21 protein-coding genes are annotated in these 23,135 nt (G+C 70.9%); 15 read left to right on the top strand and 6 right to left on the bottom strand.

All coding sequences use genetic code 11. The features are described from left to right. Position 1: 1 nt before the first annotated feature. Both AB0M73_RS09710 and AB0M73_RS09705 read right to left on the bottom strand, forming a co-directional pair. Positions 2-868, bottom strand: coding sequence for a ferredoxin (locus AB0M73_RS09710; protein ID WP_363889124.1), 867 nt, complete (start codon positions 866-868; stop codon positions 2-4). Between the two features lie 159 nt (positions 869-1,027). Further along, positions 1,028-4,174, bottom strand: a complete 3,147-nt coding sequence (locus AB0M73_RS09705; protein ID WP_363889122.1) for a cytochrome P450 — start codon at positions 4,172-4,174, stop codon at positions 1,028-1,030. A 103-nt stretch (positions 4,175-4,277) separates the two neighbouring features. Here AB0M73_RS09705 and AB0M73_RS09700 point away from each other — a divergent pair, with 103 nt between their 5' ends. Next, positions 4,278-4,880, top strand: coding sequence for a LuxR C-terminal-related transcriptional regulator (locus AB0M73_RS09700; protein WP_363889120.1), 603 nt, complete (start codon positions 4,278-4,280; stop codon positions 4,878-4,880). A gap of 124 nt (positions 4,881-5,004) precedes the next feature. On the opposite strand, the gene AB0M73_RS09695 is transcribed toward AB0M73_RS09700, so the two are convergent. Continuing rightward, positions 5,005-5,475, bottom strand: coding sequence for an SRPBCC family protein (locus AB0M73_RS09695; RefSeq protein WP_363889117.1), 471 nt, complete (start codon positions 5,473-5,475; stop codon positions 5,005-5,007). A 200-nt stretch (positions 5,476-5,675) separates the two neighbouring features. Here AB0M73_RS09695 and AB0M73_RS09690 point away from each other — a divergent pair, with 200 nt between their 5' ends. The 4 genes from AB0M73_RS09690 to AB0M73_RS09675 all read left to right on the top strand — a co-directional run bounded on the left by AB0M73_RS09690 (position 5,676) and on the right by AB0M73_RS09675 (position 9,217). Continuing rightward, complete coding sequence (locus AB0M73_RS09690; RefSeq protein WP_043719498.1) at positions 5,676-6,764, top strand: S-(hydroxymethyl)mycothiol dehydrogenase; 1,089 nt, start codon at positions 5,676-5,678, stop codon at positions 6,762-6,764. Between the two features lie 10 nt (positions 6,765-6,774). After that, positions 6,775-7,833, top strand: coding sequence for a gamma-glutamylcyclotransferase (locus AB0M73_RS09685; RefSeq protein ID WP_363889113.1), 1,059 nt, complete (start codon positions 6,775-6,777; stop codon positions 7,831-7,833). Positions 7,834-7,899: 66 nt separating this feature from the next. Next, positions 7,900-8,388 (top strand): DUF4232 domain-containing protein, encoded by a 489-nt coding sequence (locus tag AB0M73_RS09680; RefSeq protein ID WP_052395290.1) that lies wholly within the window; start codon positions 7,900-7,902, stop codon positions 8,386-8,388. A 19-nt stretch (positions 8,389-8,407) separates the two neighbouring features. Then, positions 8,408-9,217: an alpha/beta fold hydrolase gene (locus AB0M73_RS09675; RefSeq protein ID WP_363889109.1), complete on the top strand. Its 810-nt coding sequence runs from the start codon at positions 8,408-8,410 to the stop codon at positions 9,215-9,217. Here the strand turns inward: AB0M73_RS09675 and AB0M73_RS09670 are convergent. After that, positions 9,192-10,454, bottom strand: a complete 1,263-nt coding sequence (locus tag AB0M73_RS09670) for a VanZ family protein (RefSeq protein WP_363889106.1) — start codon at positions 10,452-10,454, stop codon at positions 9,192-9,194. The genes AB0M73_RS09675 and AB0M73_RS09670 overlap by 26 nt on opposite strands. A gap of 295 nt (positions 10,455-10,749) precedes the next feature. On the opposite strand from AB0M73_RS09670, the gene AB0M73_RS09665 reads away from it, so the two are divergent. From AB0M73_RS09665 to AB0M73_RS09630, 8 genes are all read left to right on the top strand, one after another. Then, complete coding sequence (locus AB0M73_RS09665; protein WP_363889103.1) at positions 10,750-11,487, top strand: PRC and DUF2382 domain-containing protein; 738 nt, start codon at positions 10,750-10,752, stop codon at positions 11,485-11,487. Between the two features lie 142 nt (positions 11,488-11,629). Beyond that, positions 11,630-12,460, top strand: coding sequence for a hypothetical protein (locus AB0M73_RS09660; protein ID WP_363889100.1), 831 nt, complete (start codon positions 11,630-11,632; stop codon positions 12,458-12,460). Positions 12,461-12,639: 179 nt separating this feature from the next. After that, the gene (locus AB0M73_RS09655; RefSeq protein WP_052395294.1) at positions 12,640-12,900 is read left to right on the top strand and encodes a hypothetical protein; all 261 of its coding nucleotides are present in this window, start codon (positions 12,640-12,642) and stop codon (positions 12,898-12,900) included. A 3-nt stretch (positions 12,901-12,903) separates the two neighbouring features. After that, positions 12,904-13,155: a hypothetical protein gene (locus AB0M73_RS09650; protein WP_363889097.1), complete on the top strand. Its 252-nt coding sequence runs from the start codon at positions 12,904-12,906 to the stop codon at positions 13,153-13,155. 20 nt (positions 13,156-13,175) lie between these two features. Continuing rightward, positions 13,176-15,953, top strand: a complete 2,778-nt coding sequence (locus AB0M73_RS09645; protein WP_363889095.1) for an FtsK/SpoIIIE domain-containing protein — start codon at positions 13,176-13,178, stop codon at positions 15,951-15,953. Beyond that, on the top strand, positions 15,950-16,318 hold the full coding sequence (locus AB0M73_RS09640) for a hypothetical protein (protein WP_363889093.1): 369 nt from the start codon (positions 15,950-15,952) through the stop codon (positions 16,316-16,318). Before AB0M73_RS09645 ends, AB0M73_RS09640 begins: the two co-directional genes overlap by 4 nt. Before the next feature lie 104 nt (positions 16,319-16,422). Next, positions 16,423-17,430 carry an NADP-dependent oxidoreductase gene (locus AB0M73_RS09635; RefSeq protein WP_363889090.1) on the top strand — a complete coding sequence of 336 codons (1,008 nt, stop codon included), beginning with the start codon at positions 16,423-16,425 and terminating at the stop codon, positions 17,428-17,430. 528 nt (positions 17,431-17,958) lie between these two features. After that, the gene (locus AB0M73_RS09630; RefSeq protein ID WP_363889088.1) at positions 17,959-18,387 is read left to right on the top strand and encodes a helix-turn-helix transcriptional regulator; all 429 of its coding nucleotides are present in this window, start codon (positions 17,959-17,961) and stop codon (positions 18,385-18,387) included. Here AB0M73_RS09630 and AB0M73_RS09625 read toward each other — a convergent pair. Continuing rightward, positions 18,384-19,337 carry an N-isopropylammelide isopropylaminohydrolase gene (locus AB0M73_RS09625; RefSeq protein WP_363889085.1) on the bottom strand — a complete coding sequence of 318 codons (954 nt, stop codon included), beginning with the start codon at positions 19,335-19,337 and terminating at the stop codon, positions 18,384-18,386. The two genes, AB0M73_RS09630 and AB0M73_RS09625, sit on opposite strands and share 4 nt — an antisense overlap. A 9-nt stretch (positions 19,338-19,346) precedes the next feature. Continuing rightward, a complete protein-coding gene (locus AB0M73_RS09620; protein ID WP_363889083.1) occupies positions 19,347-20,975 on the bottom strand; it encodes an FAD-binding oxidoreductase in 1,629 nt (542 codons plus the stop codon). A 16-nt stretch (positions 20,976-20,991) separates the two neighbouring features. On the opposite strand from AB0M73_RS09620, the gene AB0M73_RS09615 reads away from it, so the two are divergent. Together AB0M73_RS09615 and AB0M73_RS09610 are read left to right on the top strand one after the other, a co-directional pair. After that, positions 20,992-21,570: a TetR/AcrR family transcriptional regulator gene (locus AB0M73_RS09615; RefSeq protein ID WP_363889080.1), complete on the top strand. Its 579-nt coding sequence runs from the start codon at positions 20,992-20,994 to the stop codon at positions 21,568-21,570. Further along, positions 21,567-23,030 (top strand): glycerol-3-phosphate dehydrogenase/oxidase, encoded by a 1,464-nt coding sequence (locus tag AB0M73_RS09610; RefSeq protein WP_363889077.1) that lies wholly within the window; start codon positions 21,567-21,569, stop codon positions 23,028-23,030. Before AB0M73_RS09615 ends, AB0M73_RS09610 begins: the two co-directional genes overlap by 4 nt. Positions 23,031-23,135 lie beyond the last annotated feature (105 nt).

Here is a 23,135-nt window from a genome sequence, read left to right as displayed (position 1 = left end):
ATCACCAGCGCGTGGCGGTGAAGTCGACCGGTCGGGGCTCCAACAATGCCGTCCGGGCCACCAACCCGGACATCCGAGCGGCCATCTCGTCGGCCGACAAGCGTTTGCGGTCACCGTGTCCCGGAAGCACGTACTCGAACCGGATGAGCGGGGCCGTCCGGGCCAGCGACTCGGCCAGCACGCGGATGTCGTACCAGGTGACGGCCTCGGCCACTTCGAGGTCGCCGGTGGTGCGGGACCAGTAGAACGAGTCGCCGGTGAAGCAGTACTTGTCGTCGGCGAGGAAGAGCACGCTGCCCTCGGTGTGTCCGGGCAACGGATGCACCACGACGCCGGGCACGACCTCGACGGGATCGAGCCCGCGCACGACGACGTCGGCATCGGGCGCGTGGGCGAGATCGCCCTCGTGGATCCACAGCTTGGCCCCGAACCGGTCGGCGTACTGCCGGCCGTGGGCCACGTGGTCGCGGTGGGTCAGCAGGACGTGGGCAACGGGCCCGAGCCGCTCGTAGCGGTCGGCCAGCTCGGCGCTCCACCGCGGCGTGTCGATCATCAGGTTCCCGCCGGGACGGCGCAGCAGGTACGAGTTGGCGGCGGCGGTCTGCCGGGAGTTGTGTCCACAGTGGAACAGGTCGTCGTCCAGCGCCAGCGGGAACGGGTCGAGCGACGGATCGAGCCGGTCCTCGGTGTGCCGGATGGAGCGGGTCGGGCAAGCGAAGGCGGCGGTGTGCAGGATCCGCAGCTCGGCCTCGGTCTCGGGCTGCCGGATCACCTCAGAGCGCCCGTTCACCCGCGCGATCAGGTCGGGCGCGAACTGACGGGCCACATCGCAGTCGGTGCAACGGTCGTCGACGTACCAGCCGGTCATGTCTTCCCCCAAAGGTCGGTAACCCAGGACTACCAGGTATTTCCGGGGAAAAGAAAGCGTTGACTTGCCGCCGGACCCCTGCTCTACAAGATCCTTTGACTGTGCCGCAACGAAAAGGCCGGCCCCGACGAATCGGGACCGGCCTCGCGGAACGGGGGCTCAGCCCGCCCAGACGTCCTCCACGTAGCGGTCCTCGGCGATCAGCCCGTCCAGCCACGCCTGGTCGTCGCCGGAGCCGTGGCTGCGGTGGATGGACCGGAACGCCTCCCGCACGGCCGGGGCCATGCCCTTGCCGTCGCCGCAGATGTACACCCGGCCGCCGGCCTCCATGGCCGCCCAGATCTCGTCGCCGTCGGCGGCGATGCGGTCCTGCACGTACTTGACGCCGTCGACCTCGGCGCGGGAGAAGGCGGGGCGCATGGAGATCACGCCGTCCTTCTCGGCCGCTTCGAGTTCGTCCCGGTGCAGGTAGTCGACGTCGGGGTGCCGAATGCCGAAGTAGCACAGCCCGGGGCCCAAAGCCTGGCCGGCGGCCAACTGCGCCGCCCGGTCGCCGATGAAGCCGCGGAACGGAGCCAAACCCGTGCCGGCGCTGACGTAGATCACCGGCACCGTGGTGTCCTCCGGCGCCTGGAACGCCTCGCGCGCCTTGTCGACCCGGGCCCGCAGCTGGTCGCCGGCCGCCAATTGCGACAAGTAGTACGAGGAAACCCCGTGGTACTCGCCGGATCCGGTCCGCGAGGGGCCGGAGACGACGCCGACGATGAGCTCGATCTCGCCCGGCCTGGCCAACGCCGAGGACGAGATGGAGTAGTGCCGGGCCTGGATCGGCGAGAGCATCTCCAGGAAGTCCTCCGGCGCCAGCTGGCAGGCGGGGTTCTGCTCCAGCAGCTCCAGCAGGCTCAGGTCGGTCTCGGCCATGGCCTCCAGCGCCGCCTTCTCGGGCGGGCACGGGTTGCCGCCGGCCAGCACCTTGATCTGCGCCGGCGTCGCCGGGTTCTGCAGCTCGACGAAGTGGGTCAGCAGCTGGCGGATCGTCACGGGACGGTCGACCGGGATGGCGCGCCGGGTCTTCTGCCGCGGGTTGATCGCGACCACCAGGTCCAGCTTGAGCCCGAACCGGGCGGCGACCCGGTCCACCAGGTCGGACGGGTTGTCCGGCACGACGGTCAGATGATCACCGGTGCGGTACGAAACGCCGTCCGGCAGCTGGATGCGCAGGTGCCGCTTGGACCGCCCGAGCGGGCTGTCCACGTCCACCAGCTCGTCGTTGGCCAGCACGGTCATCGGCGCCACCTCGTACCGGGCGTCCAGCGCGGCGGTCACCGGGCCGGTGATCACCCGCACGTCGTAGAGCCGGTCGGAGCTGTCCTCCGCGACCGGCGCGGCGTCCGGATCTCCGTACCGGGTGAGGAGTTCCGTCCACAGCAGGTCGCTCCACGACTCGATGTCGCCGGTCAGGTCGCCGGAGGCGTCGGCCTCGCACCGCTCCACCAGCCGCGTGGCCCCCAGCTCGGACAGCCGGGCGTCCAACCGGGTCGGCACGTGCTGGTAGGTCGCGGCCCAGTTCCGGTCGCCGACACCCAGCACGGCAAAGGACACCGCGGACAGATCGTCCGAAGTGGAATCCAGCCACGACACGAACTTCGCGGCGTCGTCGGTCGGCTTTCCGTTGTAAGAAGCGGCAACCACGACCACCGGACCGTCCGACGGCAGCTTGCCGGCGAACTCGTCCAGCGGCGCGGCGACGGTGGTGAACCCACGGTCGGAACCCTCGTCGGCCAGCTGGCGCGCCATGGCCCGGCAGGTGCCGAGGTTGGAGCCGTGCAGCACGGTCAGCGTCGTGCCCTGCTTGGCCCGCCCGGCGGCCTTGGTCGACTCCCGCGCAACCGAAGCCTGAGCCGCCTTGACCCGCTCGGTGCGGCGAGCGAGGTCCAGCCGGAAGCCGGTCGGCTTCAGGGTCAGCGTCTCCTTGATCTTCAGGTCGTAGTTGAAGGTGTCCAGCAGCCGGTACCGGTGGATGATCATCCCCAGCAGCAGCGTGGCCTCGTGCAGCGCGAACTGCCGGCCGATGCAGGCCCGCTCGCCCGTGCCGAACGGCTTGAAGGCGTGCACCGGGCGGGCCTTCTCCCGCTCCGGGTCGAAGCGCGAGGGGTCGAAGGCCTCGACGTTGTCGCCCCACACCTTGTCCCGGTGCAGCATCGGGGCCAGCACGACGACCCACTGGCACTTCTTGATCGGGTGCCCGCCGATGGTGGTGTCGACGATCGCCTCGCGGGAGAACGCGGCCGCGGTGGGCCACATCCGCAAAGCCTCGTTGAGCACCTGCCGGACGTAGCGGAGCTTGCCGACCTCCTCGTACGTCGGCTGCGGGCTGTCCTGCTCGCCCCACAGCGCGTCCACCTCGGCCTGCGCGCGAGCCAGCACGGCCGGGTTCTTGAGCAGGTAGTACAGGGCGAAGGACAGCGCGCCGGAGGTGGTCTCGTGCCCGGCGATCAGGAAGGTGATCACCTGGTTGCGGATGTTGGTGTCGTCCAGCACCGTGCCGTCGACCGGATGCGGCGCGTTCAGCATCAGGCCCAGCATGTCATCCGTGGACTTGTCGCCCGATTCCTTGCGCTCCTTGATGACGTCGTCGACCACGCCGGCCAGGAACTCGGCGTCCCTGGCGAACTGCTCGTCGGCCCCCTTGTTCAGGATCGGGCCGATCCAGGGCAGCTCACGGGCCTTGGCCTGGGCGTGGGCCAGGCCGCGGACCAGGGCCTGCACGAAGGGGTGCGGGTCGGGGCGCTGGAAGGACTCGAAGTCGAAGGCGAAGCCGGTCAGACCGATGGTGTCCAGGGTCAGCCGGGTCATGTCGTCGGCGACCTCGACCGGGCGGCGGTCGATGTGCTCGTCCCACGAGGCGACCAGCCGGTTGGCCACCTCCAGCATGGCCGGGTGGTAGCCGCGCATCGACTGCAGCGAGAACGCCGGCAGCAGGATGTCGTGGGCCTTCTGCCAGTTGGGCTCGTCGTTGAACGCGGTGAACAGGCCGTCCCCGGCGATGGCCCGGATGCGGGCCAGCGAAGGGGCGACGTGCTTGGCGAAGCGGTCCTCGTCGGCCACCTCGGCCACCAGGTCGGCGCCGGACACGAACACGACGTCGTGGCCGAAGAACTGGCGGGCGAAGATCGGCCCCAGCTCGCGGGACTGCCGCATGGCGTCCTGGATCGGGGTGGCCGGCGAGGTCCCGACCACGTCGCCGACCAGGGGAATCCGGTTGGCCGGGTGCGGCAGGCCCGTGGTGTCCATCGAGGTTGTCATAGCTCTTCCCCAGGTTGGTGCGTCTTGATCGCTCCATCCCAGCCTGGCAGCGACCGGGCGCGCACGCGACAAGAAGGACTACAAGAACCTGTAGCTTTGCCCTGTGAGTGAAGCGACGCCCGATTTCCGCGCGGAGCAGCGCCGGACCGGCGTATGGCGCAACCGCTTCCTCGCGCTGCTCGACCGCACCCCGGTGCCCACCGCGATCTGCCAACTGGACGGCACGATCACCGTGGCCAATCCGGCCTTCGCGGAAGCGCTTTCCACCCGCCCGTCCCACTTGCGCGACCGGCGCGTGCTGGAGTTCTTCCAGGCCAAGGTGCAGCGCGACTACGAGCGGCTGGTCGCCGGGCTGCACCGCGGCCGGGCCCGGCTGGTGATCGCCGTGCAGTTCCCGGGCGGCGCCGGCGAGCTCACCGTGCAAGCGGTTTCCGACGACGAGGGCTCCGGCCTGCTGATCACGCTGCGGATCACGCCCGTGCCGACCGACGTGCACCTTTCCGACCGGGAGAGCGAGATCCTGCGGATGATCGCCGGCGGCGCGACCTCGGCGGCCGTGGCGGCCGAGCTCGGCATCACGGGCGACGGCGTGAACTACCACCTGACGCGCATGTCCGACCGGTTCGGCGTGCCCAACCGGACCGCGCTGGTGGCGCGGGCCTACTCGCTCGGGCTGCTCGACCCGACCACCTGGCCGCCACGCTGATCGTGTGATCCAGGGCACATCACCGGAACGTCGGTACCGTCGAATACACCAGCTCACTACGCTTTTCGGACTAGCCGGCCAGGTTCGTGCCGACGCGCATCGTGTGCGAACCTGACCGGCTTTCCTATGCCCGCCGCTCGGCCACCCGGCGCAGGTTGTCCAGCGTCCGCTCGATGTTGCGGCGGTTGTGCTCCGAGCGGTCCCACACGCCCGTGGCCAGCGGCGCGAGCACATAGCGGAAGAACGCGTTGCGGCGGTCGAAGGTCGTCTCGGTGACCCGGCAGCCGCGATCCCCCGGCTCGATCAGGTACTCCCACTCGGCCACGTCGATGCCCAGGCTGCGCACCATATAGCGGAACCGGCGGCCCGGCTCCGCGCTGACCACCTCGGACGTGGTCGCCCAGCGGAACGGGCCGTTGCGGTTGCTGCCACGGAAGACCGCGCCCACCTCGGGGCCGGTGGCCGGGTGCACCCACTGCGAACGGGTGCACTCCTCGGTGAACCGGTGCTGGCCGGTGACGTCGCTGACCAGGTCGTACACGATCTCGGCCGGCGCGTCGACATGCATGCAGACTCTGACGGGATCCTCGCTCACGCCAGGCACAACGACGCCGCTCGGCCGGGGTTTCGCCCCGTGTCACCCGTTCCGGTGACGGCTTTCGCCACATGCGCTTCCCGTTTGCGTCCTGGCGCCACCGGGGAAGCGCATGTGGTGAAACCCGTGCGGGGGTCGCGATGCGGGCGGGGAAGTGCGAGGCTGCCGATCAAGGGCGACGAGGCCGGAAGGGGTAGCCGATGCCGTACGAGGTCAACGGGGTGGTCGCGGCCGGGAAGGGCGCTCCGGTGAGCGTCCAGAAGATCATCGTGCCGGATCCGGGGCCGGGCGAGGTCGTGGTGCGCGTGCAGGCCTGCGGGGTCTGCCACACCGACCTGCACTACCGCGAGGGCGGCATCAACGACGAGTTCCCGTTCCTGCTGGGCCACGAGGCGTCGGGGATCGTGGAGGTGGTGGGCGCGGGCGTGACGAACGTGGCGCCGGGCGACTTCGTGATCCTGAACTGGCGCGCGGTGTGCGGCGACTGCCGGGCCTGCCGCAAGGGCAAGCCCTGGTACTGCTTCAACACCTTCAACGCCAGCCAGCCGATGACGCTGGCCAGCGGCCAGCCGCTGAGCAACGCGCTGGGCATCGGGGCGTTCGTGGAGAAGACGCTGGTGCATGCCGGCCAGTGCACGCCGGTGGACCGCCGGGTCAGCCCGGACGTGGCAGGGCTGCTGGGCTGCGGCGTGATGGCCGGTCTGGGCGCGGCGATCAACACCGGCGGCGTGTCCCGCGGCGACACGGTCGCGGTGATCGGCTGCGGCGGCGTGGGCAGCGCGGCGGTGGCCGGGGCCCGGCTGGCCGGGGCGGCGAAGATCATCGCGGTGGACGTGGACCAACGGAAACTGGAGTGGGCCAAGGACTTCGGCGCGACCGACACGGTCAACGCCCGCGAGACCGATGTGGTCGAGGCCATCCAGGGCCTGACCGACAGCTTCGGCGCGGACGTGGTGATCGACGCGGTCGGCCGGCCCGAGACGTGGAAGCAGGCCTTCTACGGACGGGATCTGGCCGGCACCGTGGTGCTGGTCGGCGTGCCGACTCCGGACATGACCCTGGACATGCCGCTGATCGACTTCTTCTCCCGCGGCGGCTCGCTCAAGTCCTCCTGGTACGGCGACTGCCTGCCTTCGCGGGACTTCCCGATGCTGGTCGACCTGCACCTGCAGGGCCGCCTGCCGTTGGAGAAGTTCGTCACAGAACGAATCGGGCTCGGCGACGTAGAGCAGTCGTTCGAGCGCATGGGGCGAGGCGACGTGCTGCGCAGCGTGGTCGTGTTCGACTAATACTGGACAGGTGCTAGCACCGTTCGGCGACGAGGACTACCCCGCTGCGCCCTACCCGGGCGCCCGGCCGGACGTGTCGTTCGCCCACCTGAACGGGGTCGGCGCGCCGCTGCGCCCGGATCGGCACTGCCCGTCCGGCTGGCGCGTCGACCACTCCGGGCAGGATCTGGACGAGTGGCTGGCCGCGCAGGACGCCGTGCCGATGAGCGGACGGGTGCCGGTGCTGGCCTACGGCTCCAACGCCTGCCCGTCGAAGATCACCTGGCTGCGGGAGTCGCTCGGCCTGACCGGGCCGGTGGTGGTGCTGCGGGCCCGTTGCGAGGGCCTGTCCGCGGTCTGGGCCGCTGGCCTGCGTGTGGTCGACGACCAGCGGCCGGCGACGTTGATGGCCGACAAGGACGTGGTCGAGGAGCACGCCGTCTGGATGGCCGATCCGCAGCAGGTGCGGGTGCTGGACGCCTGCGAGGGCCGCGGCCGGCGGTATCGGCTGGCCCGGGTGCGCAGCGGCCGAGTGGTCCTTGACGACGGGGCCGTGGTGGATCGGGTGCTGGCCTACATCGCCGCCGACCGGGTGCGCCGGCCCATCCTGGTGCGCGGCAAGCCCGTGCGCTGCACGGACATGGACCAAGCGGCCGCGCAGGGCCTCGTCGGCAAGCGGGCCGGCAGCGATGGCCTCAAGGCGTCCACAGTGGACGGTGAGCCCAGCCCCGACTCGTGGCCCAAGCGCGTCTTCGTCTACGGCACGCTGCAGCCCGGGCACGAGGCGTGGCGGCTGCTGGCCCCGATGGTCACCGGCCGCCCGCGCAAGACGTCGATCCGGGGTTCCCTCTACGACACCGGAATGGGCTATCCGGCGCTGCAACTTGACGGCACGGACACCATTCCGGGCTGGGTGGCGCCGATCCGCTCGCCGCGCCGGACTCTGTCCACTTTGGACAAGTACGAGGGCCCCGACTACCGGCGGGTCCGGCTGGTGCTGCCGGACGGCGTCGTGTGCTGGACCTACGTCTGGACCGAGCCGACGCACGGCATGGACCTCCTGCCGCAAGGGTGGCGGGCCTCGGCCTGAAACCCGGAATCCCTGAGGCAACCTCAGACCGGGCCCGGGCGTCTGGGGAATGGAGGTGGTCCATTCATGTTCATCAACCGCGTTCTGGTCGCCGCCGGCGTGCTCGCCGCCGTCGGGGCCGTCGTCGCCCCGGTCGCCTCGGCGAGCCCGGCCAGCACCCGCTGCAATGCCGGCACGTTATCGGCCACACTGGCCAATCCGGACGCCGGCGCCGGGCAGCGTTATGCCCAGTTCATCGTCACCAACACCGGCCGCGCGGCCTGCACGCTCTACGGCCACGGCGGATTCGCCCTGGTCGGCGCGCCGACCCAGTTGACCTGGACCGCCAATCCGGGGGCCAGCCTAGTCACGCTGTCGCCGGGCGAGCGGGCCGCGATGACCCTGCACTGGACGGCCGTCCCGGCCGACGACGAGGCCGGTGACCAGTGCGAGCCGGTCGCCGCCTCGGCGATCTCCATCCCGCCGGACGAGACCGTGCCGCTGTCGGTCAGCTGGCCCTACGGGTCGGTCTGCCAACACGGCCAGATGGACGCCAGCGCTTACTACAAGCTGTGAGATGTGCTGAAGTGGACGGGTGATCCCACCGATCGAATGGACCCTGTCCGGGCACGCCGGCGAGCTGGCCGCCCGCACCTGGCCCAATCCTGACGCCCGCTGGCTCGCCGTCCTCGTGCACGGGCACGGCGAGCACCTCGGCCGGTACCAGCACGTGGCCGACGCGCTGGCCGGCATGGGGGCCATGGTGGTCGGCGCCGATCTGGCCGGCCACGGCCGGTCGGCCGGCGAGCGGGCGCTGATCGGCGACTTCGAGGCGATGGTGTCCGATGTGGACGCCGTGGTGACGGCGGCCCTCGACGGGCACCCCGACCTGCCGGTGGTGGTCATCGGGCACGGGCTGGGCGCCGCCATCGCCGTCCGCTACGCCCAGCGCTTCGCCGACCGGATCGCCGCCATGGTGCTGTCCGCGCCGGTGCTGGGCGTGTGGCCGATGCTGGATCTGTTGGAGTACGAGGAAATCCCCGACACGCCGGTCGACCCGTCCAAGCTGTCCCGCGACGCCTCGGTCGCCGCGGCCTACGCCGCGGATCCGCTGGTGTGGCACGGTCCGTACAAGCGGCCGACGCTGGTGGCGCTGGACGAGCTGCTCCAGACGATCAGCTTCGACCGGCCGCTCGGCGACGACCTGCCGGTGCTGTGGCTGCACGGCGACGCCGACGAGCTGGTCGACCAGGCCGACACCCGCGCCGGCACGGACCGGGTGCGCGGCCTCGGCTTCGAGGAGCACACCTATCTCGGGGCCCGGCACGAGCTGTTCAACGAGATCAACCGGGACGAGGTGTTCGCCGACATCGCCGCCTTCACCGCCCGGGCGGTGAAAGGCTAGTCAGCTCCTGGTCCTTGCTCTGCGCCGGCGGCACCTCGGGCGGCGGGGTCTTCGTCGGCGGCAGCGCGATGTTGCGCACGCCCGACGCTAGCTCGTGCAGGCCGAGATGCTTGTTGTGCAGCTTGGCGAACACCGCGAAGCCGACCGGCAGGGCCACGCTGACCAGCACCGCGAACACCGCGAAGGCCACCTCGCCCGGCCGGTCCTCGGCGATGCCGATCAGCGTCGACAGCTGGAAGTTCTGCATGACCTCGACCAGCCGTGACGCCGACACCACCAGGAAAACCGCGCCCAGCATGGCCACGAAGGTCAGCGGCACGAAGGCGACGGCCAGCAGCACCTGGCGGATCAGCAGCCGCCACACCGGCGGCCGGTTGCCGTCCTTGTCGACCAGACGCAGCCGCAGCACGTGTTTGCCGACCGTGCCGCCGGTGACCCACGGCATGAGCACGAACCACAGCACAAAAGCGAACAGCGCCACCAGGAACGCGCTGGACAGCGACTCGCCGCCGAGCAGGTACCAGGCGCCGGCCAGGAACGGCAGGCAGAACGCGTAGCCGACGGCGTCCAGCAGCAGCGCGATCAGGCGGCGGCCGAACGGCACCGGGACCCGTTCCAGCGCCCGCACGTCGATGCTGTCCAGGGTGGGCAGCCAGCGGGTGATCGGGCCGGCCAGCGCCCAGCCCAGCATGCAGCCCAGGGAGTTGACGATGATGTCGTCCACGTCGAACAGCCGGTACGGGCACGGGTAGATGCCCCACAGGCCGGTCAGCTGCGTGAACTCGAAGAAGCAGGCCACCGCCAGGCCGGTCGCCGCGCTGGTCCAGCGGCCGCGGCGGAAGTGGTAGCGCAGGTACATGCCCAGCGGCAGCAGCAGGGCCAGGTTGAACGCCGTCTCCCAGACCGCCGGATTGTGGATGATCAGCGCGTTCGGGTTGAGGGAGCCCTTGGCTTCCTTCCAGATGTCGCTGAAGGTGTTGCCCGGCACCAGCTGCGGATGCCCGAAGTCGGCGTACACCCGGCAGACGTCGACCTGGCGGCTCGGCAGCGGCACGATCACCAGGCAGAACGCGGCCAGGCAGTAGTAGAGGAAGCTGGCGAACGACAGCCCCCGCCACCGGCTGAGCACGCCGTGGCGGCGGTACAGCACGATCGCCGTCGGCACGAACAGCACTATCGCGAGCAGCGGAAACAGCAGGGCCGCGGTCCGGATCGGCAGCAGGTAGGCGTTCACCACCCGCCGCACTATACACACGGTGAATACCGTCAATAAAAGCGCGTGGGCCTCAAGTTGACCCGTACGTGTGACAGTAGCCCTCACATCCGCCTCACGGCCCCTCAAGGGCGGGCTCGTACCCGAAGGACTGCCCTCGAAACCACCGACAAGTGCCGCCCGGCCGACTGCGCAGCGCAGCCGCGGGCGTGATCGATCCGAGCCGGGACCACACAGGTGGGTGACCCTCGTGTTTCCCTTCGCTCTCGTCGGACATCCCTTGCCCATCAGGGGAATTCGACCAGGAAAGGGCGCAGCCATGACCAGCATCGCCAATCCCCGCGACCTGATCGGCACCGAGGTCGTCGACCGCGACGGCGAACGGGTCGGCAAGGTCGGCAACGTCTACGTCGGCGACGACAACCGGCAGCCGCAGTGGGTGACCGTCCGAACGGGACTGTTCGGCCAGAAGGAGAGCTTCGTTCCCTTGCAGGGCGCGCAGATCTCCGACGGCGGCCTCCGCGTGCAGACCACCAAGGACGCCGTCAAGGACGCGCCGCGGATGGACGCCGAGGGCCACCTGTCCGACGAGGAGGGCCGCCGGCTGTACCAGCACTACGGCCTGCCCGGCCAGCGCGGGCGCACCGCCCCCAAGGGCGGCATCTCCGGCACGGGCGCGGGTTCCGGCGCCGGTGCCGGGGACCAGGCCATGACCCGTTCCGAGGAGCAGCTGCGGGTCGGCACCGAGCAGACCGAGAGCGGCCGCGTCCGCCTGCACAAGTACGTCGTCACCGAGGAGCAGCAGGTGACCGTGCCGGTGCGGCACGAGGAGGTCCGCGTCGAGCGGGAGCCCGTCCGCGGCGGCGAGCGGGCCCACATCGGCGAAGACGACCAGGAGGTCGTGTTGCACGCCGAGCGCCCGGTCGTGGAGACCGAGGCGGTGCCGGTGGAGAAGGTTCGACTGCGCACCGAGACCGTGACCGAGCAGCGCACGGTCAGCGGCAAGGTCCGCAAGGAGCGGATCGAGGTCGACGACGCAGGCGAGCACAAGAAGTAACCGGGTGTGGCGCCGGTCCGCCCCTCAGTCGGGCCGGCGCCGCCGCTCGCCTTGACGCCGCGGCAGGCCGTTTTGCCCGGGACCTGACGTGACGCCACCCACCGCGCCGCGTCGCCGCACGCCTGAGGGACAATTGGCGGCGATGGTGGAGCAGGACCTCAGGCTGCTGATCTCCGTGGTGGTCAGCGCCGAAGACGAGCGACAGGCTCATGACGCCTGCCGCGACCTCGTCGACCGGATCGGCGGCCGCGTCGTCGAGGCCGCGGACTGCTCGGACGAGGAACCCGGCTGCTGGTCGGTGACGATCGGCAAGGACCTGCCGTCGGTGCAGGTCCACAACGACGCGGCGGCGCTGGCCCGGTCGGTGCGCACCTTCGTGCGGGAGCTGGCCCCGGACTCGCCGCTGCCCCGCGTGTGCTGCGAGCCGCCGACGGCCTGGACGGTGCTGGACGACCCCGAGCTGATCGGCAAGCTGGTCGAGGGCGCGGAGCGGCTGCTGGTGGAGGCGTGGTCGGAGCAGGCCCCCTTCCAGCCGGTCAGCTATCAGGAGCCGGTGGCTCCGGAACCGGTGCCGGCGGAGCACACGACCCGGCTGCGGCTGCGGGTCGACGTGGCCGTGCAGCATCCGGCCGGGGCGCAGTGGCAGGCGCGGGCGCTGGCCAGCCGGATCACCGAGGCGGCCACCATCACGGGGGTCACGCAGGGTGGCGACGGCGTCTCCGTGCATCTGGACCTCGGACGATGGGCGCAGCCGCCGCAGCAGGCCGTGGCCGACGCGGCCGAGGCGCTGGGCCGTCCCGAGTGGTCGCCGATGGAGCTCAAGGCCGATGGGACGGTCGTGCAGCGGTGGCTGGACGTGCTCCGGCCGACCTCGGGCATCACGTCGTTGGAGCTGGTCGCGGACCGCGCGGAGGCCGAGGTGGCGTGGCCGACCGAGGACGAGCCACCGGTGTGGCGGGAGCCGGGAAGTTGATCGTCTACAGTGGAGGGACACGGACTGCCGCGACCGAGGCCAACCGTGCACTCTAATGCCCAGAAATACCGCTCGATCAGCCGATCCTGGTTGAGCGGGCGTCGTGTGACAGTACTAAGTTCGGGAGCGTTGGACTGCACGGTCGGGCAGTCACGTTACTGGGAGGGACCGGATCAGCTATGGCTAGCGTCGAGCAGGTGATGGGCCAGATCGGCCAGGCCAAGGACCAGGCCGAGCAAGCTGCCCAGGCGTTGCAGACAGCGGAGACCGAGGTCGGACAGGCGCAGCAGGCCTTCCAGCAGGCCTCGCAGGGCAGCAACCAGTCCGAGGCCAGCGATGTGAACAACATGTTCGCCCACGCGCTGCAGAAGATCGGCGAGGCGCGCGACGCGGTGATGGCCGCGGTGAGCGGTGCGGAGTCCTACGCCGGCCGGTTGTGACCGATGGCGTCAGTCGAGCAGGTGCAGGCCTCGCTGATGGTGGTCGGTGACCATCTTCGGACGGCGCACCAGCAACTGACCGAGGCCTGCGAACGGCTGACCGAGGCGCACGCCATCCTCGAGGAGGCCAGCCGGATGCACCCCCGTTCACTTGTGCCCCCGGAGCTGACCAGGGCGTGCGACCATGCAAGGGAGCAGCTGACGCTGCTGCTGGGCGTCATGGAAGCCGTGGAACGGTTCTCCGGTCGCCTGTGAACTGACCGTAGAGGTGGGCGTTGAACAGGCGAAATGATCGCCGGCAACGGATACTGGACGCGTTCGATGCCTTCCACGACGCGGTCGCCGCGGCCCGCGGCGCCGCCACGCGGGCGCACGTCGCCGCCGCTCTGCAGCAGGCGAGGGAGACTTTCGAGCAGGATCTGCGGGCCCGGGGCATCCACCAGGCCCTGCGTGATCCGGACTACGCCCAGTCGCTGACCGATCCGCACCTGGCCGAGATCGTGAGGCAGGCCAAGGACGACTGGGAGCAGGCCTTCGCCAAGTGGACCGACGAGGGTCCGCAGACGCTGGCCGCCCTGGTCGCCGAGGCCGCGCCCGGCAGCGCGTCGGAGGACTCCGAGAACTGGCTCGGGCAGATCGGCACGGTCGACGGCCGCGGCCCGGTCCCGGGCCTGTGGCGGATCGGCACGGCCATCGCCACCAGTTCGCCCGTGCCGGTGCCGTTTCCGGTCGCCGTGCCGCTGCTGGACCGGTCGCACCTGGCCATCTTCACCTCGCCCACAACCCGGCCGCAGGCCGAGAACCTCGTCGAATCGCTGCTGCTGCGGGTGCTCAGCCACTTCCAGCCCGGCCTCGTGCACGTGCACGTGTGGGACTTCGGCCAGCTCACCGGGTCGCTGCCCGGGCTGTATCCGTTGACCCGGGCCGGTTTGCTCACCGTGCACGATCCGGCGCGGCCGGCCGAGCTGCTGGACGAGCTGGCCGAGCACATCCGCAAGGTCCACACCTCGGTCCTGGTGGGCGGCCACGATTCGTTGCGCTCCATGGAATCCGACGCCGGGCTGCGCACCGAGCCGTGGCGGATCGCGGTGATGTTCGGGCGGGCCGAGGCGCTCAAGGACGAGGAGCTGCACAAGCTCCAGCGGATCGCCCGCAACGGCCTGGCCGCCGGCGTGCAGCTGGTGCTGGTGGACATCCCGATCACCGTCAACAGTCCTATCGAGACGGTCAAGCTGTTCGACGACAAGCCGTGGCGCACAACGATGTCCGGTGATCACGCCACCTTCCACGTCGATCCGGCGCTGCCGCGGGAGATGGTGCCGCGGGCCTGCGGGGCGATCGCCGCCGCGCTGGAGGAGCGCCGCAACCGCGTGTGCACCTTCGACGAGCTGCTGCCGGAGCACTACTGGTCGCACCAGTCCTCGGCGGTCGTGCAGACGCCGATCGGGCACCGGGACGGCGTGGCCGTGCCGATCACCATCGGCGACAGCTCGCCGCACGTGCTGATCGGCGGGCCCAGCGGCTCCGGCAAGACGAACTTCCTGTACGCCATGCTCGGCGGCCTGGTGGCCCGCTACTCGCCGGCCGAGCTGGAGCTGTACCTGCTGGACTTCAAGGAAGGCGTGTCCTTCGCCCAGTTCGCGCCGGGGCGCAAGGACCCGACCTGGCTGCCCAACGCGCGGCTGGTCGGCGTGAACGTCAACCAGGACCGGGAGTTCGGCGTGGCGCTGCTGCGCTTCCTGGCCGACGAGATGCGCCGCCGGGCCGACGCCGCCAAGCAGCACGAGGTCACCAAGCTGGAGGAGCTGCGGGCCGAGGACCCGGGCGGCCGCTGGCCGCGGGTGATCGCCGTGATCGACGAGTTCCAGTACCTGTTCGCCGAGAAGGACGCCGTAACGCGGGAAGCCGTTGCCCTGCTGGAGGATGTGGCGCGGCGGGGCCGGTCGCAGGGCATCCACCTGGTGCTGGCCAGCCAGGACGTGTCCAGCATCGAGGCGTTCTGGGGCAAGCCGGCGATCTTCGAGCAGTTCACCGTGCGGGTGGCGCTGCCCAAGGCCCGCCGGGTGCTGGTGGACGGCAACAACGAGGCCATCAACCTGCCGCGCTGGCACGCGATCGTCAACCACGAGTCGGGGGTCAAGCAGGGCAACGAGATCGCCCGGGTGCCGGACGCCACCGGCCGCGGCGCCTTCGACCGCGTGCAGGCCCGGCTGTTCGAGATGAAGGATCCGGATCTGCCGGTGCCGCGCCTGTTCGACGGCAGCCGCATCCCGGCGCTGGCCGGCCTGCCCGGTTTCCAGGCGCTGGCCCCGGTTTCCGGCTCGCCGACCGTCCTGTTGGGACAGGTCATCGACGTGGAGGACCGCGCCGCCCGCGTGACGCTGGCCCGGGCCCCCGGCCGGAACGTGGCCGTTTTCGGCTCGGTGCTGAAGGAATCGACCAGCGTGCTGGCCGCCGCCACGCTTTCCGTGGCCCGGCAGCACCTGGCCGGCGAGGCTCGCTTCACCGTCGCGCCGATGATCGACGACGCCATGCCGGCCGCCTCGTCCCTGGCCGCGCGGTTGCAGGCCATGGGGCACGAGGTCGTCACCGTCGGCCTCGACGGCATCCGACAGCATCTGGGCCAGGTCGCCCGCGGCCTGGAGGAGCGGCTGTCCGGTTCCGTGTCGGAGCAGCCCGTGCCGCACTACCTCGTGCTGTACGGCATGGACGCCGCCAATTCCGTGCTGGAGACCAAGGATCCCGACACGCGGGTGTCCGGTGTGGACAGCTTCCGGCAGGTGATCAAGAGCGGGCCCGAGCACCGGACCCATCTCATCGGCTGGTGGCGCAGCCCCGGGCGGCTCAAGAGCATGCTGATGATGGGCGCGTCGGCCGACGACATCGGGGCCTGGGTCGGCTTCGACGTGCAGGGGCAGGACCTCAACACGTTCGCCCCCGGCCAGCTGATCACATGGTCCCCGCGGCCGGGCCGTGGCCTGTTCTTCGACCGCTTCGAGCACGCCCGGCCCCAGGTCGTCATCCCGTTCGACACCGAAGGGGAGGCCTCGTGACCGAGGACGTCGGCGCCGACGTGCGCTACCGGGAGATCACCGCCTGGCTCGGCGACGCCATGCACCACATGCAGGAGCAGAACGCCGAGCGCGGGCAGCTCGTCGAGCGGCAGCTGGACTACGCCATGGCCGAGACGATGGCTGCGCTGACCAGGGCCGACGAGAGCATGGCCAAGATCGACGGGCTGTGGCGCAAGGCCATGGCCGAGCTGTTCCACGAGACCTGGATGAAGGAGATGCGGCCCATTCCGCCGCCGGACGCCACCGGGCCGGCGCGCCCGCTGGAGTTCTACGAGGCCGAGGTGGAGGCGACCTGCGCCGCCCTGATCGAGGCGATCAAGAAGAAGGGCATCCTGGGCCGCTAGTGACCGTCGCCACTCGCGGGAACACGTGTCCGGATGCATGGTGTTGGACAGAGTGAGCATCAATTACTGAACTATCCAGTCTCGAAAATATGGAGGCGCTCGCCATGTCCGTTCCGACCACCGTCCGCGAGATCCGGCTGGCCGCACGACCGAAGGGCTGGCCCACGGAGGAGACCTTCGAGCTCGCCGAGGCGCCGCTGGTGGTCGAGCCCGGGCACATCGTGGTGCGCAACCAGTTCATGAGCGTCGACCCGTACATGCGCGGCCGCATGAACGACGCCAAGTCCTACAGCGCCCCGTTCGAGGTCGGCAAGGTGATGGAGGGCGGCGCGATCGGCGAGGTCGTGCAGTCCGACGCCGAGGGCTTCGCGGTCGGCGACACCGTGCTGCACTTCAAGGGTTGGCGCGACTACGCCGTCCTGCACCCCAAGCAGGGCGTGAAGGTCGACGCCAAGGCCGCCCCGATCAGCACCTACCTCGGTGTGCTGGGCATGCCCGGCCTCACCGCGTACGCCGGCCTGCTGCGCTCCGGCGAGTTCAAGGAGGGCGACACCGTCTTCGTCTCCGGTGCCGCCGGAGCCGTCGGCCAGGTCGTCGGCCAGCTGGCCAAGCTCAAGGGGGCCAAGCGGGTCATCGGCAGCGCCGGCAGCCCCGAGAAGGTCCAGTACCTGATCGACGAGCTCGGTTTCGACGCCGCCTTCAACTACAAGGACGGCTCCGTCACCGAGCAGCTGGCCACGGCCGCGCCTGACGGCATCGAGCTGTACTTCGACAACGTCGGCGGCGACCACCTCGAGGCCGCCCTCAACAGCCTCAACGAGCACGGCCACGTCGCCGTCTGCGGCATGATCTCCGGCTACAACAGCACCGAGGCCACCCCCGCCCCGCGCAACCTGGCCCAGGTCATCGCCAAGCGCCTGACCATCCGCGGCCTGTTGGTGGGCGACCACTACGACCTCCAGCCCGAGTTCGTCGCCGAGGTGGCCCCGCTGGTCGCCGGGGGCAAGCTGCGCTACACCGAGACCGTGGTCGAGGGCCTGGAGAACGCCCCGCAGGCGTTCATCGGCATGATGCGCGGCGAGAACACCGGCAAGATGCTGGTCAAGATCTGAGACCGAGCCGCGGGGTCGCGCGAGCGGGGTCGGCGCTACGGCGGCCCCGCTGAAGCGCATCGCGGCTGGGGTCAGCACGGGCGGGGCCGGCACGACAGCGGCCCCGCCGAAACGCATCGCGGCTCCGGGCGGCACGGGCAGGATCGGCACGACAGCGAGCCCGCTGAAACGCATCGTGGCCGCGGCCAGCGCGAGTGGGGTCGGCGCGACAGCGGGGCCGCCAGAGCCTGAAGCATCGGGCCGGCCGCGGTCGGCACGGGCAGGCGCGGCGTTACTGTGCCCGGCCTGCGCGACCGGCCTGGCTGCTTGGTGGCGGCGCGTCGTCGGAGCACGCCGCCACCAGGCCTCCCCCCGGGCGAAGTCTTTCCCCCCGCCCCCCGGCACCGGTCCGACCGTCTCCACGCCCCCGCATTGAGATCAACCGGCCGGCGACCTGTGATGCTGTGCGTTCAACCTCTGGTTGAACGCACGACTCCAGTCTAAACTGGCCCGAACCATCGTTGTCAACCACTGGTTGAGGTGCCCCGGATGCCCGACAGCGAGCAGTCGCTACTGGCCGACCGGCTGAACCGGCTGTTCGAGGACGTCCGTCCCGGAGGTCGGACCGGCCGGCGCTGGACCAACGAGGAAGTCGCCAACGCCGTGAAGACGGCCGTGCCCACCGTGCGGGTCAGCGGCGCCTACCTGTCCGCGCTGCGCACCGGGGCCAAGCGCCGCCCCTCCACCGAACTCCTGGCCGCGCTGGCCCGCTTCTTCCGCGTGTCCGTCGACTACTTCGTCACCGGCGAGACCCGCCCCGACGCCGAGACCGAGCTGGCCCGCGTGGCCGAGAACCTCGGCGTCCGCCACCTCGCCCTGCGCGCCCTCGAACTCTCCCCCGAGGGCCTGGCCGCCGTCACGAAGATCATCGAGCAGGTCATCGAACTCGACGCCAAGGCCGTGGAGGAGAAGGGTTAGACCACCTTTCCCTGGTGCACCACGACTGTCGGCTCGCGCCGGTCGCGGATTACCTCGGCGACGGTGGCGCCGGGCAGCACGACGAACTCGGCGCGATCGCCCTCGACCAGGCCGTGGTCGCGCTCGCCGAGGACGGCGGCGCCGCCGCGGGTGGCGGTGTCGGCGCACATCTCGATCATGGGGTCGGCGGTGTAGCCCTCGGCCTCGGCCAGATCCCAGAGGTCGCAGCCGCCGATGCCGACCCGCACGCCGCCCCAGCGGAGCTTGCGCAACGGCAGGGGTTTGGTGGCGATGACGGCCACATCGGACTCGGCCAGCCGGTCGATGAGCTCGTCCTGACGATCCGGATCCACAGTGGACAGAGCCGCGGCGTGGGTGATGGCGACCCGGCCACGCAGGTCCAACGCGGAGGTGCGGGCGCAGATCAGCTCGATCTCGAAGGCGCCGAGCTCACCGGGATCGTCGAGCTGGATGTCGATGCCGCACTGGTGCTTGTCGGCCAGCCCGAACACGACATCGAGGTGCCGCACGGGATCCCGGTCGACCCGCGCCGGATCGATGCCGCCGACCAGATCGGCCCCGGCCTCCAGCGCGGCGTCCAGGGCGTCCATGCCAGTGATGGCCCCGGTGAGCGACACCGCGACCAGCTGCACCTCGACCCGACCAAGCAGTTGCTCCCGTTGAGCGAGGGCCTCGTCCATGGCCCCCAACGGAATGTGTGCACGGGCCATGGTGGTGCCGGGGCGCAACGCGTCCAGTTGGGCATGGGCGTCGACGAAGGACGGCAGCAGCACACCGCCGCCGCCATCGACGACGGGAGTGCCGGGCGGCGCGGAAAGGCCGACGCCGATCTGGTCGATCCGGCCGGCCACGCAGAGCACATCGACCGCGGGCAGCTCCACCGCGCTCGGCCACGGCCGCACGGAGGTGATCAGCAGCTCACCGCTCATCACGGGAGGTTAACCCCGATCGGCCGCCGGCAACAGCTTTCCGGGGTTGAGCACGCCGGTCGGGTCGAGTGCACGCTTCACCGAGGTCATCACGTCGATGCCGAGCGAGCCCACCTCGCCCGCCAGGTACGGCGCGTGGTCGGTGCCGACGGCGTGGTGGTGGGTGATGGTGCCCAGCGGCGCGATCGCCTCGGAGGCCGCCCGTTTTGCCCGCTGCCACTGGCCGATCGGGTCCTCGTCGGCCCGCGCGGCCAGCACGGTGAAGTACAGCGAGGCGCCCGTCTCGTACGCGTGGGACACGTGGCACATGACGATCGCCCGGCCCAGCGATCGTTGCAAGGCCCCTCGCACGGCCGACCGAAGGGTGCTCAGCTGCGACCAGTGCGTGGCGGTCTCCAGCGTCTCCACGAGAACACCCACGTTGAGTAGAGAATCCCGTTGCCGTGGCCCGGCGAACCGCCCGTGCCGCCACGTCTCGCCGATGGGCTTGCCCAGGCGGACGTACCGGTGCGGTCGCAGGGCGCGCAGTGTCCCGGCGCGACGGACGGCCAGCTCGCCGGCGGATCCGGCCTCCCAGCCCAGGATCAGCAGGCACGGGTCGTTGATGCGCCGCGCCCGCAGGTACGCCCGCACGGCGCCGGCCTTCACGCCGCCGGTGAGCGAGAGCTGCACCTCGGTCTCCTCGGCGTCCGACAGCCGGGTCACGTCGGCCAACACGCGGTGCTGGGCCAGGTCTCGGATGGCGTCGGTGGCCTTGTCCCAGCCGTCCAGGAAGTAGCCCTCGTACCGGGTGTGCGTGGCGACGGGCCGCACCCGCAGGGTCACCTCGGTGATCACGCCGAAGGCGCCCTCGCTGCCGATCACGAGCTGCTTGAGGTCCGGGCCGGCCGCGGTGGCCGGGGCGACGCCGAGGTCGAGCTCGCCAACAGGGGTCGCCAGCCGGACGCCGTCGACCATGTCCTCGAAACGCCCGTAGCCGGCCGAGGCCTGCCCGGCGGAGCGGGTGGCGGCGAAACCGCCGATGGTGGCCCGTTCGAAGGACTGCGGGAAGTGGCCGAGAGTGAAGCCGTGCGCGGCCAGCATCCGCTCGGCGTCGGTGGCCCGGACGCCGGCCTGCAGCACGACCAGCCGGGACAACGGGTCGATCGACACGAGCCGGTTGAGCCGGGTCAGGTCCAGCACGATCGCGGCGTGCTTGCCACCGCGCAGCGCGGTCACGCCGCCGACCACGGAAGTGCCACCGCCGAAGGGAATCACGCCGATGTCGTGCTCGGCGCACGCCCTCAGCACGGCAACCACCTCGTCCGGGTCGCCAGGCAGCACCACGGCGTCGGGCACGGCCAGCTCGCCGCAGCCGCGATGCCGCAGCAGGTCCACATAGGACATACCACCGGACCGGCCGAGCCGGGAGTTCCGGTCCAGCAGCACGTTCTCGGCCCCGACCACCGACTCCAGCGCCGCGCGGCCGACGATCGACAGCTCCGGTTCCGGCACGGTCAGCACCGAGTCCGGCGCGATCGGCGTCGGATGCTCGGCCAAGCCGATCCTGGTCCGCAGCCAGCGCAGCGCGTGCGGGGGCAGCGCGTGCTCGCCGAGCGTCCAGCCGCCGCGCAGGGTGTGATCGATGCCCGGTTCCATTGCTACAGTGTTACATATGCCGTCACAACGTCACAGCACCCGAGTCGGGGACGACGTCCTGCTGGACACCGCGCACAAGTGCGTCCTGCTGGTCGGTGTGCGGCGCACCACCCTGACCGACGTCGCCCGCGAGGCCGGGGTCAGCCGCATGACCCTCTACCGCCGTTTCCCCGACGTGCGCAGCCTGGTCGCAGCCCTGATGACCAGGGAGTTCGGCGCGCTACTGGGCGAGGTCGGCCCCGGCGCCACGGCCCGCCAGCGCCTGGTCAACGGCGCCGTCGGCACCGTCCGCCGGCTGTTGGCCAACCCGCTGATGGCCGCCGTCCTCGACCGGGACGCCGAACTGCTGCTGCCGTACGTCGTGGAGCGGCTCGGGGCGACGCAGCTGATCGCCGAGCAGTTCCTGCGCGTGGAGCTGGCCGCCGGGCACACGGACGGCTCCATCCGCGCCGGCGACCTGGACGTGCAGGCCCGCACCCTGCTGCTGATGGTGCAGTCGTTCGTGCTGTCGGTCCGGCCGGCGATCGCCGATCTGGAGCCGGACACCGTCTTCGACGAGCTGGCGCTGATGGTGGAAGGAGCGCTGCGGCCGTGAGGACATCGTTGAACGCGGCCCGCCGCCTTCGTGAGCTGGCCGAGGTCGCCGGCGGTCTGGCCGTCGATGTGCTCGTGGTCGGCGGCGGCGTGACCGGGGCCGGCGCCGCCCTGGATGCCGCCTCACGCGGGCTGTCGGTATGCCTGGTCGAGGCGCACGACCTGGCCTTCGGGACGTCGCGGTGGTCGAGCAAGCTGGTGCACGGTGGCCTCCGTTATCTCGCGCACGGCGAGGTCGGGCTGGCCTACGAGAGCGCGGTCGAGCGAGGCATCCTGATGACCCGCACCGCCCCACATCTCGTCCGTGCACTGCCACAACTCGTTGCCCTGCACGGGAAACAGCGCGACTCGCTCGTAATGGCCGGGCTACGGGCCGGCGACGTGCTACGCCGCGCCGCCGGCACGCCCAGGTCCGTCCTCCCGCCGCCACGGCGGATCTCCGCGGCGGAAACCCTGGCCCTGGCCCCCGGTCTGCGCGCCGACGGTCTCACCGGCGGCCTGCTTTCCTTTGACGGCCAGCTGATCGACGACGCCCGGTTGGTCGTCGCCCTGGCCCGCACCGCCGCCGGCCTCGGCGCTCGCATCCTCACCCGCGCTCGCGTCACCGAGCTGGCCGGTGACGGCGCGCGGGTCCGCGACACGCTGACCGGTGACGACTTCGACATCAAGGCCCGCAAGGTGATCAACGCGACGGGGGTGTGGGCCGGGCAGCTCGTGCCGTCGGTGCGGTTGCGGCCGTCCCGCGGCTCACACCTCGTGCTGAGCGCCGATGCCGTGCAAATCGGGTCCACCTCGCTGACCGTTCCCATCCCGGGCGAGACCAACCGTTTCGTGCTCGTGCTGCCCCAAACCGACGGCCGCGTCTACGTCGGGCTCACCGACGAACCCGTGGACGGCCCGCTCCCGGACGTCCCCACGGCCCCACAGTCCGATGTGGACTTCCTGCTACGAGTCGCTTCCTCTGTCCTGCAACGCCCCCTGACCACCAGCGACGTCATCGGCTCGTACGCCGGGTTGCGGCCGCTCATCGAGCAGGAGGGGTCCCGCAGCGCCGACCTGTCCCGCAAGCACGCCGTGCTGACCTCTCCCGACGGCGTGATCACCGTGGTCGGCGGCAAGCTCACCACCTACCGCCGCATGGCCGCCGACGCCGTCGACGCCACCGGCCTGGCGTCAAACCCCGGCCGTACCAAGGACATCCCACTCGTCGGCGCCACCCGCTCGGCCGTCGACGCCCCGCCCCGGCTGGTCGCGAAGTACGGCGCCGAGGCCCCGCAGGTGGTGGCCCTGAACCGGCCGGAACCGGTGTTCGGCGAGATCACCGAGGCCGAGATCGCCTGGGCCTACGACCACGAGGGCGCCCTAGACGCCGACGACGTCCTGGACCGCCGCACCCGCATCGGCCTGGTCCCCGCCGACCGCTCACAGGCCACCAAGCACCTAGCCCGCTTCGCCACGTGAGTGGCTCATTTGCCCTCCACAGCCCACGTGAGTGGCTCATTTGCCCTCCAGGCCCACTTGAGCCACTCATGTGCCCCACCCTGCCCACCCCAGCGGGCACGTGAG

It is taken from the genome of Kutzneria sp. NPDC051319, assembly GCF_040682195.1.
Taxonomy (GTDB): Bacteria; Actinomycetota; Actinomycetes; order Mycobacteriales; family Pseudonocardiaceae; genus Kutzneria.
The sequence above is the reverse complement of the archived record's forward strand: the minus strand, read 5'-3'. Positions and strand labels throughout refer to the sequence as shown.

Excerpts from the sequence above, each read along its gene's own strand:
- AB0M73_RS09655 (WP_052395294.1), top strand. The coding sequence starts at position 12,640 with ATGGCTAGCGTCGAGCAGGTGATGGGCCAGATCGGCCAGGCCAAGGAC.
- AB0M73_RS09705 (WP_363889122.1), bottom strand. The coding sequence starts at position 4,174 with ATGACAACCTCGATGGACACCACGGGCCTGCCGCACCCGGCCAACCGG.
- AB0M73_RS09615 (WP_363889080.1), top strand. The coding sequence starts at position 20,992 with ATGCCGTCACAACGTCACAGCACCCGAGTCGGGGACGACGTCCTGCTG.
- AB0M73_RS09690 (WP_043719498.1), top strand. The coding sequence starts at position 5,676 with ATGCCGTACGAGGTCAACGGGGTGGTCGCGGCCGGGAAGGGCGCTCCG.
- AB0M73_RS09625 (WP_363889085.1), bottom strand. The coding sequence starts at position 19,337 with ATGAGCGGTGAGCTGCTGATCACCTCCGTGCGGCCGTGGCCGAGCGCG.
- AB0M73_RS09630 (WP_363889088.1), top strand. The coding sequence starts at position 17,959 with ATGCCCGACAGCGAGCAGTCGCTACTGGCCGACCGGCTGAACCGGCTG.
- AB0M73_RS09660 (WP_363889100.1), top strand. The coding sequence starts at position 11,630 with ATGGTGGAGCAGGACCTCAGGCTGCTGATCTCCGTGGTGGTCAGCGCC.
- AB0M73_RS09710 (WP_363889124.1), bottom strand. The coding sequence starts at position 868 with ATGACCGGCTGGTACGTCGACGACCGTTGCACCGACTGCGATGTGGCC.
- AB0M73_RS09680 (WP_052395290.1), top strand. The coding sequence starts at position 7,900 with ATGTTCATCAACCGCGTTCTGGTCGCCGCCGGCGTGCTCGCCGCCGTC.
- AB0M73_RS09650 (WP_363889097.1), top strand. The coding sequence starts at position 12,904 with ATGGCGTCAGTCGAGCAGGTGCAGGCCTCGCTGATGGTGGTCGGTGAC.
- AB0M73_RS09620 (WP_363889083.1), bottom strand. The coding sequence starts at position 20,975 with ATGGAACCGGGCATCGATCACACCCTGCGCGGCGGCTGGACGCTCGGC.
- AB0M73_RS09635 (WP_363889090.1), top strand. The coding sequence starts at position 16,423 with ATGTCCGTTCCGACCACCGTCCGCGAGATCCGGCTGGCCGCACGACCG.
- AB0M73_RS09665 (WP_363889103.1), top strand. The coding sequence starts at position 10,750 with ATGACCAGCATCGCCAATCCCCGCGACCTGATCGGCACCGAGGTCGTC.